The sequence below is a fragment of the Lysinibacillus composti genome (genome assembly GCF_016908465.1).
Classification (GTDB): Bacteria; Bacillota; Bacilli; order Bacillales_A; family Planococcaceae; genus Ureibacillus; species Ureibacillus composti_A.
Window position 1 is genome coordinate 71,062 of record NZ_JAFBDY010000009.1, and the last position, 12,332, is coordinate 83,393.

Annotated in this window: 15 protein-coding genes; 14 read left to right on the forward strand and 1 reads right to left on the reverse strand. The window is 35.8% G+C overall.

Going from position 1 to position 12,332, the window contains the following annotated elements:
* Window positions 1–17: 17 nt before the first annotated feature.
* From JOD29_RS11360 to JOD29_RS11420, 13 genes are all read left to right on the forward strand, one after another.
* Window positions 18–425 carry a F0F1 ATP synthase subunit epsilon gene (locus JOD29_RS11360; RefSeq protein WP_124763365.1) on the forward strand — a complete coding sequence of 136 codons (408 nt, stop codon included), beginning with the start codon at window positions 18–20 and terminating at the stop codon, window positions 423–425.
* A 213-nt stretch (window positions 426–638) separates the two neighbouring features.
* Window positions 639–881, forward strand: a complete 243-nt coding sequence (locus tag JOD29_RS11365; RefSeq protein WP_124763363.1) for a DUF1146 family protein — start codon at window positions 639–641, stop codon at window positions 879–881.
* A gap of 995 nt (window positions 882–1,876) precedes the next feature.
* A complete protein-coding gene (gene murA, locus JOD29_RS11370) occupies window positions 1,877–3,208 on the forward strand; it encodes a UDP-N-acetylglucosamine 1-carboxyvinyltransferase (protein WP_124763361.1) in 1,332 nt (443 codons plus the stop codon).
* 192 nt (window positions 3,209–3,400) lie between these two features.
* Window positions 3,401–4,351 carry a stage II sporulation protein D gene (spoIID, locus tag JOD29_RS11375; protein ID WP_124763359.1) on the forward strand — a complete coding sequence of 317 codons (951 nt, stop codon included), beginning with the start codon at window positions 3,401–3,403 and terminating at the stop codon, window positions 4,349–4,351.
* Between the two features lie 67 nt (window positions 4,352–4,418).
* On the forward strand, window positions 4,419–5,078 hold the full coding sequence (locus tag JOD29_RS11380; RefSeq protein ID WP_124763357.1) for a M23 family metallopeptidase: 660 nt from the start codon (window positions 4,419–4,421) through the stop codon (window positions 5,076–5,078).
* Window positions 5,079–5,330: 252 nt separating this feature from the next.
* Complete coding sequence (locus JOD29_RS11385; RefSeq protein ID WP_124763355.1) at window positions 5,331–5,588, forward strand: sporulation transcriptional regulator SpoIIID; 258 nt, start codon at window positions 5,331–5,333, stop codon at window positions 5,586–5,588.
* A gap of 234 nt (window positions 5,589–5,822) precedes the next feature.
* On the forward strand, window positions 5,823–6,821 hold the full coding sequence (mreB, locus tag JOD29_RS11390) for a rod shape-determining protein (protein ID WP_124763353.1): 999 nt from the start codon (window positions 5,823–5,825) through the stop codon (window positions 6,819–6,821).
* 60 nt (window positions 6,822–6,881) lie between these two features.
* On the forward strand, window positions 6,882–7,718 hold the full coding sequence (locus JOD29_RS11395; RefSeq protein WP_124763351.1) for a flagellar hook-basal body protein: 837 nt from the start codon (window positions 6,882–6,884) through the stop codon (window positions 7,716–7,718).
* A 77-nt stretch (window positions 7,719–7,795) separates the two neighbouring features.
* Entirely contained in the window at window positions 7,796–8,635 is an 840-nt protein-coding gene (locus JOD29_RS11400; RefSeq protein WP_124763349.1) for a flagellar hook-basal body protein, read from the forward strand.
* A gap of 70 nt (window positions 8,636–8,705) precedes the next feature.
* Entirely contained in the window at window positions 8,706–8,996 is a 291-nt protein-coding gene (locus JOD29_RS11405) for a DNA-directed RNA polymerase subunit beta (RefSeq protein WP_124763347.1), read from the forward strand.
* Between the two features lie 226 nt (window positions 8,997–9,222).
* On the forward strand, window positions 9,223–9,660 hold the full coding sequence (gene fabZ, locus JOD29_RS11410; protein WP_124763345.1) for a 3-hydroxyacyl-ACP dehydratase FabZ: 438 nt from the start codon (window positions 9,223–9,225) through the stop codon (window positions 9,658–9,660).
* A 283-nt stretch (window positions 9,661–9,943) separates the two neighbouring features.
* Window positions 9,944–10,333: a hypothetical protein gene (locus tag JOD29_RS11415; protein ID WP_124763343.1), complete on the forward strand. Its 390-nt coding sequence runs from the start codon at window positions 9,944–9,946 to the stop codon at window positions 10,331–10,333.
* A gap of 194 nt (window positions 10,334–10,527) precedes the next feature.
* Window positions 10,528–10,956, forward strand: coding sequence for a hypothetical protein (locus JOD29_RS11420; RefSeq protein ID WP_124763341.1), 429 nt, complete (start codon window positions 10,528–10,530; stop codon window positions 10,954–10,956).
* A 72-nt stretch (window positions 10,957–11,028) separates the two neighbouring features.
* Here JOD29_RS11420 and JOD29_RS11425 read toward each other — a convergent pair whose 3' ends face one another.
* Window positions 11,029–11,451 (reverse strand): YwpF family protein, encoded by a 423-nt coding sequence (locus JOD29_RS11425; RefSeq protein WP_124763339.1) that lies wholly within the window; start codon window positions 11,449–11,451, stop codon window positions 11,029–11,031.
* Window positions 11,452–11,705: 254 nt separating this feature from the next.
* Here JOD29_RS11425 and JOD29_RS11430 point away from each other — a divergent pair, with 254 nt between their 5' ends.
* Entirely contained in the window at window positions 11,706–12,170 is a 465-nt protein-coding gene (locus JOD29_RS11430) for a single-stranded DNA-binding protein (protein ID WP_124763337.1), read from the forward strand.
* Window positions 12,171–12,332 lie beyond the last annotated feature (162 nt).

Below are 12,332 nucleotides of genomic sequence, written 5' to 3' on the forward strand. Positions count from 1 at the left end.
GACGAGGAGGAAAAAATATGAAGACAGTAACAGTCAATATTGTCACTCCCGACGGCCCAGTATACGATTCTGAAGTCGCAATGGTAATCGCTAAAACCGTTTCTGGTGAAATTGGGGTTCTCCCTGGCCATATTCCAATGGTTGCTCCTTTATCAATTGGAGCAGTTAAACTTAAAAAAGAAGACGGCTCACAAGAAGTTGTGGCTGTAAGCGGTGGTTTCATTGAAGTACGTCCAGATAAAATTTCAATTTTAGCTCCTTCTGCTGAAGAAGCTGCTTCAATTGATATTGCTCGTGCAAAAGAAGCATTAGCTCGTGCTGAACAACGTCTTCAAAAGAAACAAGATGACATCGATTTCAAACGTGCTGAACTAGCTTTAAAACGTGCGATTAATCGTATCAGCGTTCATGAGGGTAATTTTTAATTCAATTAATTAAAGCGGACAGTTTAGCTGTCCGCTTTTTTAACATGTATAAATACAATTCATTTCGTCTAGGTGTTGAATAGTATATGGAGGAATAAACATTTTGTAACGAGTATGTATTTTCTGTAACTTCATTTCACATCTTCGATACAAAAGATTGCAGTTAACAATTAAGGAATTAATGAAACCATTTTAAGTTTTGGAGGATTCATAATGGAAGTTTATCAAACATTCGGTATGCAAGCTATTCTTGGTATGGCATCTCATTTATTTTTTATTGCGATAACATTTTACGCGTTACAGGCAATTCGGGTTGAACAAATTTTTAAAAAAGGGAATACCTTTAGAATTCAATTAATTTATATTTTGCTTAGTATAGCTATTGGTGCAAGTGTATCAAACTTTTTCTTAGATTTTACGGTTTGGTCAGGACAATTGCCTTATTTATTTTCATAGTGTCAATTTTTCATGTCATAAAATACACTAGGTTGACATACAATTTTTAGGTTTGATCCCGAGATGATTTAATGGGGAATTATTTCCTAAGTAACATGATAGTTTGAATGATGAATTAAAAATTAAACGATTACATATGTACATTGCGAGACATGTTGTAAAAACAAAATTATTACCTATATTATGTTTCTAATATATTTGATTATATGCCTTGTCAGGACAAATGACGTCTTCATTTGTCGTTACAGCACATTTAATCTTAATTCCCTGGGAAATATTGTTGAAGTTTGTTGAAGTAGCTTTGTGCATATGCATATTAAAATAATATATATTTTAGTTACTTTTAGTAATTCACCATTATTGTTAGTTTTGCGTAATATAAGTATAGATTAATATGAAAAATTAAAGTAAAATAGTGATTTGGATGCTTGTTTAAGTATGCAAGAAACTGTACTATTAGCTTAGTTTGTGTGATTTTTAGAATTACTTTCATCCACTATATGTTTTTTGGACTATGACTTGAAATGCAGTGTCTAGAAGACTATTATTTATAAGTTGGGTAATTGATACAGGATATTTCTTTTTGTGAGGTTAACATATTTCTCATCTGAGTATATGTTATAAAATGCTAACCTTGTAGATAAGATTGTACACTTACTCTTCTAGAATTTGTTGAATGATGAAAGTAAAGCTCTCGGATCGTTATGCAATTTTGAATAGGTGAAAGGTAGTTTGTTGAGGATTGTTGCAATATGGTGCTCATCAAAGAATTACTATGCAAAAAAGAAAATGACCTTCTTTTACTGCTAGCAATTGATTAACAGCTAACCGACATTTATCGCCAAACTATTTTACTGTTATGACGTGATTTGCAACAATGCGAACATTGTGCGTTAATACGTAAAATATAAAATTCATATTCATAATATCGAGGGGTAATGAAATAGTCGAAATGACTTATATGTTTGGGACAATGGAATTCGGAGGGACGAATGGTGGATAAAATTATTGTTACGGGGGGCCAAAAACTACACGGAAGTGTAAAAGTTGAAGGGGCCAAAAATGCCGTACTACCAATTCTAGCAGCATCTTTGTTAGCTTCAAAAAAACAAAATATTATTAAAGACGTTCCGAATCTAGCAGATGTTCATACAATTAATGAAGTATTAAAAAGCTTAAATGCAGAAGTATCTTATAACGTTGAAAACAATGAAATTTATATAAACGCAGAAAAACAACTATCGAGTGAAGCGCAATTTGAATTCGTAAGTAAGATGCGAGCTTCAATCCTAGTCATGGGTTCTCTATTAGCTAGAAATGGCTACGCTCGAGTAGCACTACCTGGTGGGTGTGCAATTGGTTCACGTCCAATTGAACTCCATCTAAAAGGTTTTGAAGCAATGGGGGCTAAAATCTCCTTTGGCCATGGCTATGTAGAAGCTAAAGTTGTCGATCGTTTAAAAGGCGCAGAAATTTATTTAGATTTCCCTAGTGTTGGAGCAACAGAAAATATTATGACAGCTGCTGCACTAGCAAAGGGTACAACAATTATTGAGAACGCTGCAAAAGAACCGGAAATTGTGGATCTAGCAAACTTTATTAATAGTATGGGTGGTCGTGTGATCGGAGGAGGTACGGATAAGATTCGTATCGAAGGCGTTGATGAACTACATGGTACAACACATCATATTATTCCAGACCGTATAGAAGCAGGTACATTTATGGTTGCTGCTGCTATTACACGTGGTGATGTATTTATTGAAAACGCGGTTGCTGAACATATGTCAGCATTAATTGCAAAATTACGCGAAATGGGCGTTGAAATCATTGAAGAAGGAGAAGGGTTACGTGTTCGTGCTACAAACCCGTTAAAGGCTGTAGATGTGAAGACAATGCCTCATCCTGGCTTCCCAACTGACATGCAAGCTCAAATGATGGCACTAGTATTAACTGCTCAGGGTACGAGTATTATTACTGAAACAGTGTTTGAAAACCGCTTTATGCATGTGGAAGAGTTCCGCCGTATGAATGCTAAATTAAAAATTGAAGGGCGTTCTGTGTTTATTGAAGGACCTGAAAAGTTACAAGGGGCAGAGGTTTCTGCGACTGATTTACGTGCAGCTGCAGCATTAATCCTAACTGGTCTTGTTTCTGAAGGAATCACACGTGTAACGAACCTTTATCATTTAGACCGTGGCTATGTAAATTTCCATAAAAAATTAGCTGCTCTAGGAGCTAATATTGAACGTATCTCTACTGAAGACGTTAAAGTAGAGACTGAAACAGAAGAAAGTTCAGGAATTATGGAAACAACGGTTCAAGTTTAAAATCTATTTATCTCTTGCTATTTTAATAATATGTAATAGATGAATAAATTATTCCTACAAAAGTTAATATTTTACGGCAAAATTCTTTAAAAAGGGTTTTGTCGTTTTTTATTGTACGAAAACGTAAAAATATTTACACCGGTATTTATTATGTTAGAGATATTTCACTACATACAATCATATCGTATATGTATGAAAAAACTAAAACCTTGGGTAAAGATCATCGCAGTCCTCTGTTTAGTTTGTGCACTATTTTTCTTACCATTTTTGTTCAAGACCTCACCTAGTGTGACTTCTGAGGCAAGTGAACAAAAAGAATATGTAACAGATGCTAAATGCGAAGTCTCAATTAAAGTTGCAGGTAGCGAAATCCCACTAGAATTGGAGGAGTATGTTATTGGAGTAGTTGCCGCTGAAATGCCAGCAAACTTTCAACTTGAGGCTTTAAAAGCACAAGCCATTGCAGCAAGAACATACGTATTAAAAACTACGAACTATGGTGAAAAGGAAATTGAACCAACAGTTGCTAGACAAGTATTTTACGATGCAGAAACCCGAAAGGAAAATTGGGACAAGTCTTTCGAGGAATATGAATCGAAAGTTCGTGAAGCAGTAGAAAGTACAGCTGGAGAAATTATTACTTATAATAACGAACTAATTACGGCCATGTTCCATTCAATGAGTACAGGCATGACGGAAAGTTCTAAAAACTATAGTGGAAATGATATTCCTTATTTGCAGCCAGTAGCAAGTGCTGATTATCAACATGCACCGAATTATGAAAGCAGCAAAAAATTTACCATCGCCGAGTGGAATAAACTCCTAAACGTGAATTGGACAATAAAAAATATTAACCAACTTAAAATTGAACGAAATAATACTGGACGAGTTGAAACCGTTTCAATGGGGAAACAGCAATGGACAGGCAGGGACCTTAGAACATTATTAGATTTGCGTTCTACTGACTTCCGAATAGAAGTTAAAGGTGACCAAATCGTTGTTACCACAGAAGGCTACGGTCATGGTGTAGGGATGAGCCAATATGGAGCAGATGCAATGGCTGAAAACGGGGCAACTGCACATAAAATCTTACAGCATTATTATAAAGACACAAAGATCGAAAAAATAAATTGCAAAAATTAGGTATTTTTTCAAAAAAGATGATTAGAATTGTAAAATTTTGTTCACACTGCCAATAGAGGTGATGAACATGAGAGAAGAAAAACAATTCAATACTTCTCCTAAGAACAACAATTGGCAGAAAAAGCCGTGGTTTTGGCCAACAATTTATGGTGGAATTGCTGTAGTGCTAATCGGTCTAATTTTTACGTATAACGCACTTATTGGTGATGAGACAGAAGAGCAAGCGGTACAAGAGGAAGTAGCATCTGAAGATAATACTATTATTGAAACAAATGCTCGCACAGAAACATTGAAATATCCTTTCAATGAAGACCAACTAGATCAAGTCAGTGTTTTACAAGATTTCTATGATGTAACAGCTGATGAAGCAACACGCGAAAATGCACTTCTTGTATTTAATCAAACTTTTTCAACTTCATCAGGTGTTTCACTATCAGTAAACAGTGAGCCATTCGAAGTATTAGCTGCTATGAGTGGTGAAGTGACAGATGTAAAACTAGATGCATTCACTGGTAACGAGATCGTCGTTACACATGCAAATGGAATGGAAACACGTTATAGCTCTGTGACAGATATTCTTGTTAAAAAGGGCGATAAAGTAGAACAAGGCCAACCATTAGCAACAACTACAGAAAATGAATGGAATCCTACTGCAGGAATTCATCTCCACTTTGAAGTATTACAAGATGGAGAACATGTAAACCCAAGAAACTTCCTAGCATTCTAATTCTTGGACAAGTTAAAGCGCTCGTATCCCCAAAATTTGAAGAGTATTTTCAAATTTCGAGGGGAAACGGGCGCTTTAGTACTTTTTCTTCCATAATTAAGTTCTGAACGTACAAAAATAAACATATTGTGAATAAACGTTAAATAGGTAGCTGCAAACCACAACGTAATATCTGCAATAGAAACTCGTCGAAAATTTCGCTCCTTAGAAGCAAAAGGGCACTTTCTTATATCCGATAGAAAGGAAGAGAACGTGCACGAGCACATTCGGCATCGCTGCGTTCGGCTTGGAGAGCTGCTCCTCGAAACTGGTGAAACGGTTCGCGTCCTTGCGAAAATGACAGGTTATTCTAAAAGTACAGTGCATAAAGACTTAACCGAACGACTTTTCTTGGTTAATGAAACTCTGGCAAATGAAGTAAAAGAAATCCTAGCCTATCACAAATCGATTCGTCATTTGCGTGGAGGCGAGGCGACACGTAAGAAGTGGCAGTCCCGCCAAAAACATTGAAAGAGCATTTAGTTTGGCTTTCTTGAAAGTCAACTAAATGCTTTTTCAACGTTCATTTATATGTTTATCAGGTACATGTCACGAAACTGAAACAAACTTTTAATATAATTGTTAAAACCTTTATTCTCATATAATTTACAGTGTAATAAAAAACATCAATATGTTAAAATAGCAAGGATATGAATAGAAATTTGAACGTGAAAAATGTTGGAATTTGTCGGAAGGAGAATATTGATGTTTTCTAAAGATATTGGCATTGATTTAGGAACGGCTAATGTGCTGATTTATGTAAAAGGAAAAGGAATTGTACTAAACGAACCGTCTGTAGTGGCGATCGATAAAAAAACAAATAAAGTTCTTGCAGTGGGTGAAGAAGCAAGACAAATGGTGGGACGTACACCAGGCAATATCGTAGCCATTCGTCCATTAAAAGATGGAGTTATTGCGGACTTTGATGTTACAGAAGCAATGTTAAAGTATTTTGTTAATAAACTAGATTTAAAAGGATTTTTAACTAAACCACGCATTTTAATTTGTTGTCCAACTAATATTACGAGTGTTGAACAAAAAGCAATTCGTGAAGCAGCTGAAAAATCAGGTGGTAAAAAAGTTTATTTAGAAGAAGAACCTAAAGTAGCAGCTATAGGTGCTGGAATGGACATTTTCCAACCAAGCGGTAACATGGTTGTTGATATCGGTGGAGGTACAACTGACGTAGCCGTTCTTTCAATGGGAGATATCGTAACGAGCGAATCTATTAAAGTAGCTGGAGACGTGTTTGACAATGATATTTTGCAATACATTAAGAGGCAATACAAACTGTTAATTGGGGAACGTACAGCAGAATCAATTAAAATGACAATTGGGACTGTCTTTCCAGGTAGTCGCGATGAATCTATGGAAATCCGCGGTAGAGACTTAGTAACAGGTCTCCCTCGTACAATTACAATTAACTCGTCCGAGATTGAACGAGCACTACATGAATCTGTATCATTAATTGTGCAATCTGCGAAAAATGTTTTAGAAAAAACACCACCTGAGTTATCAGCAGATATTATCGATCGTGGTGTCATTATCACTGGTGGCGGTGGTCTTTTACACGGTATGGACCAACTGTTAATGCAAGAACTAAAAGTGCCAGTTTTCGTCGCAGAAAATCCAATCGATTGTGTAGCAATTGGGACAGGCATTATGTTAGATAATATTGATCGTGCGGCAAGTCCTAAATTCTAATATTAATAGAAGAAATTCAAACGAACCGGGTCACGACACTGTTTAATAGAGGTGAATGAATTGTTTAAAGGGTTATATACTGTTACATCTGGGATGATTGCACAACAAAGAAAAACAGAATTATTAACAAATAATATGGCGAATGCCAATACACCAGGCTTTAAAGCGGACCAATCCACAATTCGCTCTTTTCCAGATATGTTATTGTCTGCTCGAGGTACGGCAAACATTCCAACTGAAAAAGGATTGAACCTATTAAATATACAAGAAATTGGTGCGTTAAATACTGGCGTATATTTACAAGAAACCCTAGCAAACTACTCTCAAGGTTCTATTTATGAGACTAGCTTCAATACCGATTTTGCACTGATCAATGGTACAATGCCAGTCGATGAAGAATCTAGTGCCACAGGTTCGATTTTCTTCAGATTACAGCATCCCGATGGTGGAGAAGCATACACACGTAATGGGAACTTCACTTTGGATGGGCAAGGCTATTTAGTAAATAGCGAAGGATATTATGTTTTATCTAATGAAGGTGAACGGATTCAATTACCAAATGATAATTTCCAACTTACGCAAGATGGGTCAATCTTTGTTGATGACGCACAATACACAACATTAGGCGTTGCATTTTCAGCAAATCCGGATTTATTAGTGAAACAAGATAATGGTCTTTTCCGTACTAATAATGAAACGAATCTACCTTCAGCCTATAACCAAGAAGGTGTTACTTTCTCAATGCAGCAAAAACACTTAGAAGGCTCAAATGTGGATTCTGCACAAGCGATGACTGATTTATTAACTGCCTATCGTGCATTTGAAGCAAACCAGAAAGTACTCCAAGCATACGATAAAAGCATGGATAAAGCTGTTAATGAAATAGGGAAAGTATAATAGAAGAGAGTATTCAGTAGGCATTTGAAGTTGGTCGTAAGTCAAGGGTAAACTAAAACATACTGGAGGAAATCGAAATGCTTCGTACGATGATTACAGCAACGAATACATTAAGTCAGTTGCAAAGCCAAATCGATACCATTAGTAACAATATCGCAAATAGCAATATTACTGGTTATAAAGCGAAAGAAGCGCAATTTTCTGAGCTTCTTTACCAACAATTTAATAACGACCAGCTTGATCCTGCTGCACGCCAATCACCTGTTGGAATTCGTTACGGTGCAGGTGCAAAAATTGGTCAGATTCAAACGAATCATGCAATGGGAACATTACAAAGAACTGATCGAGACTTAGACCTTGCTTTGACGAAAGAAAAGCAATATTTCAATATTTTGATGCCAGAAGGTGACGAAGGTCAGCGTTTAGTTTATTCAAGACAAGGGGATTTTTATGTTACTCCTGTTGCGGATGGACAGGTCATGTTAGTAAATAGCGATGGTTATGCAGTTGCTGATTCTAATGGAGAAGCAATTTTCTTTCTTGACAATGTGTCAAATTTCGGATTGACAGAAGATGGTACGTTGAATGTCAATTATCCAGATGGTGAAGTATTAACTGTTGAACTTGGCATTACTGAACTTCAAAAGCCACAACTGATGGAACATGTAAAAGGTACATATATTGCATTACCATCCAATATGGATGAATTAGGGTTTACTGCAAATGAAGTCTTAACTGATTTGCAAGGAATTGGGCGAGCAGAAATTGGGATTACGAACGGTTCTCTTGAAATGTCAAACGTCAATCTTTCAAAAGAGATGACGGATTTAATTAAAACGCAACGTTCTTATCAATTTAATACCCGTGCAATTAGTATTGCCGATCAAATGTTAGGACTTATTAATGGTATTCGTTAATATGCATTCATTCATGAAAAACGATTAATTGAGGCAAGTACATAAAACTTGACTAAAAGGGAGATGGCCAATGACAGACGAATTAAAAAGTAATTCAAAAGAGACCAATGTTTCCCCTGAAGTAAAGAAAAGAAAAAGATCAAATAAACCTGAAATAAGCCCTGAACAAAGAAGACGATGGATTCAAATTCGTCTAATCCCAATTTGGGCAAGAATTTTACTTGTATTATTATTACTTTTCCTTGCCACAATTACTGGTTTAATGATTGGCTACGGCTTTATTGGCGATGGTGAACCGATGGACGCATTAAAATGGGGAGCATGGCAGCACATACTAGATTTAGTTAATGGTAAAGTTTAACTCAATCAAATGGCTACAAGGTTACTCGTCAAAAAATGATTTTGTTAACTTAAAGCGGAGGTGACTACTCGCTCCGTTTTTTCACTATGTGTTAAAATAGTAACGTACCTTCAGATGCTCTTTAATGAATATCTAGGACAAGCTATTTCTTTAAATATGTTATAATGTCGGGGACTTGGACAAGTTATACATAATAATAATAATAATAATTTTAGGGGGTATTTGGATGTTAACAGCTGAACAAATTCAAGAAATTTTACCACATCGTTATCCGTTTTTATTAGTAGATCGTATTCTAGAACTTGAAGAAGGAAAACGCGCGGTAGGTCTGAAAAATGTATCTATTAATGAAGACTTCTTTAATGGGCACTTCCCAGGATATCCTGTTATGCCTGGTGTATTAATTATTGAAGCATTAGCGCAGGTTGGTGGCGTAGCTCTTTTAAATTCTGAACAATTTAAAGGTAGACTAGCTTTTTTAACTGGAATTGATAATGCTCGTTTTAAACGTCAAGTTATCCCAGGTGATCAATTACGTTTAGAAGTAGAATTCGTTCGTCTACGTGGTTCTATGGGGAAAGGTCATGCCGTTGCTACTGTTGATGGTGAATTAGTATGTGAAGCAGACATTTTATTTGCAATTGGACCAGTACAACCAAAATAAATCTTTAGTTAATGGAAAGAAGCGTACTTGTACCTTCTTCTTTTTATGAAATTTGTGTTTTACTCCTACCAATTGTTGTGAATACTAACTTGTATAAATTAAATGATCATACGTAACTCGAGTAATACACAAAGAATTGTGATACATTTTATTATGAATTTTAATAAATAATAATATCCATACTGTATTTTCTTTCTAATTTCCCTAGTAGAATATGTTGAATTTACGAAATGTATCATTCGGTAGGTTTTTTGGCTTTTAATTGTAGGAGGTTTAATAATAGATGTATAAAGACTTATCTTCAGGTGTTAAGATTAGCATTACACGTTCCATCACAACATCATTTGAAGCATATTTAGCTAATATTGGATGGGATGAAGACCAATTCTCAATGGAAGATTTTGTAGCTAACTGGCAAGCATATTTTAAAGAAAACGCTGCTTGGTATGATAAGGTGCCAGAGGAAGTATTGTTAAGCAAAGAGTTCCATGAAGAGATTGCGAAAAAAATTGACGAAGTGATTGCTAAAGTTTTGAGTGAAGAACCAACAGAAAAGCAAATTGAGTCAATCGAAAAAATGCAAAAAGAGCTTGGAACTGATTATTCTTATGGTTGTAAAGCAGAAGCTGCATATATTGAAAACCTGTTAAAGGAAAAGTTAAATTCTAAATAGTTCTGTTTATAAAAGTGTTTGTCATTAATGAATAACCTCTAGATTGAGCATCTTGATTGATCAAACTCGGTACCCTTTGGATAATATTTCAAACACGAAAATTTAGGATAGTTCCCTCCATTCCCGGGCACTCTATGTACAGTCACATCTAATAAAAAAATGTGATGAAGAGAAAAGGAAGGAGGGAATTTTTTATGTGGAAAAAGTCTGCTTTTGCATTTATCCTAGGAAGTGCGTTCTTAGTGGGGTGTAATGCGGATAATAATGCCGTAGATGACACTGCGAATGAAATTGAACGTGGAGTCAATGACGTTCAAGAGGATGTTAATAATGGTGTAAATGATGTTGAAAATGGTGTAGACGATACACTTGATAACAACGGCACAAATAATGGTATGAATGGTACTGATAACGGCACAAACGGTACTAATGGTACTGACAATGGTGGGACAACTGGTACTGAAGGAACGGATACTAACGGAATCCCAAATAGCAATCGTGCTGGTCAAAATGGTGTTTCTGGAAATGTCGATAATGGCGACGAGCGTATCCTAAATGACAACCAGGAAGACATTATTGAAGATCAAAAAGACATGAATGACCGTGATACAAAAGACGAATAATTAAATTAAGCACTAACAGGACAATAGCTTCCAGTATTCGACGATCATCGAGTACTGGAAGCTTTATGTATTCTAATCCTTTAAAAGAGGGCGATCGCGCATTCCTTTTTCAAACCGTTCAAACAATTCCTTACCTGAAAGATTTTCTTCAAGTAATAATTTTAATAACTGTTCTGCATATTTCGTTCTTCTTCTTGTGATTGTTCCTTTGAGTAATACAGAAATTCGATCTCCAATAACATGAATATTACCTACAACGACGCGAAAAGGTGCGGGTTCATTATCTGGAAAGGAAATCACCACTTGTACATCAAAGACTTCATTGGATGCTTGTAACTGCTCGAAAATCACCTTATATTTTTCAGAGATAAATAATTCAAGAATCCAGGACTTATGGCTATTTTCCTGATTAATTACGATTCCATCTTCTAAAGGAATTTTTTCCCTTCCCTTTTCTGCCAATAACTCAAACGAAAGCATTTTGAAAGTTTTCAATCCCATCTCCCCTTTAATATGAGTTGTTAATTTTAGTATAACATAGAAAAATGCGAAATTTATGATTTGCCCCTATAATTTAAAGTCCCTTAAACTAAGTGCTATCAAGGCTTAACCACATTTCCCCCCAATTCTTAAATACCTTCAAAAATGAATTTTAACTTCCGCTAATGAAGCATATCTGACTTTTCGGGTTTTGCTCAAATCAAACCGTTTCAATTATGATATGGGCAGAAGGAAAGGAGGTGAATCTTATGAATCAGGTAGGACTTGTAGGAAGGTTAACACGGGATCCAATGTTACGGGAGTTCCCAAATAATCGATTTCAAACATCTTTCGTATTAGCCATTAACCGGAACTATCGAAATAATCAGGGGAGTGTTGAAGCAGATTTTGTTCTATGTGTCGCTTGGGGGAAACTTGCCGAAAGAATAGTTCGATATTGTGGAAAAGGCTCTCTTGTGGGTGTAAATGGTCGATTACATACCCGTTCCTATATAAATAAAGAACAAAACAGGATATATACAACAGAAGTATACCTAGATGACGTACGGTTCTATACATTGAAACGGCCTGAAAGACAATATGGAACCACTACGCCAGAAAAAGTAAATGTTGAAGGAAATTATGTTTCTCAAGAACATCAAGAAATTGATCAACAAAAAGTACCGGATCAATTTGTTCTCCCAGAAACAGAAGATGCATTACCGATTTTTTAATAAATAAAAAGATGTGGAATTGTTGAAGTGATGAAGGCATGCAAGGGTTATAAGAATAGGGAAATTGGGGAATTTCCCTAAAAAGGATCTGGACGGACGGTTTTAAGAAGATGCTATATGAAAGGGGGAGGATAAGTAAAATCTACTGCTGACCGCACAGTA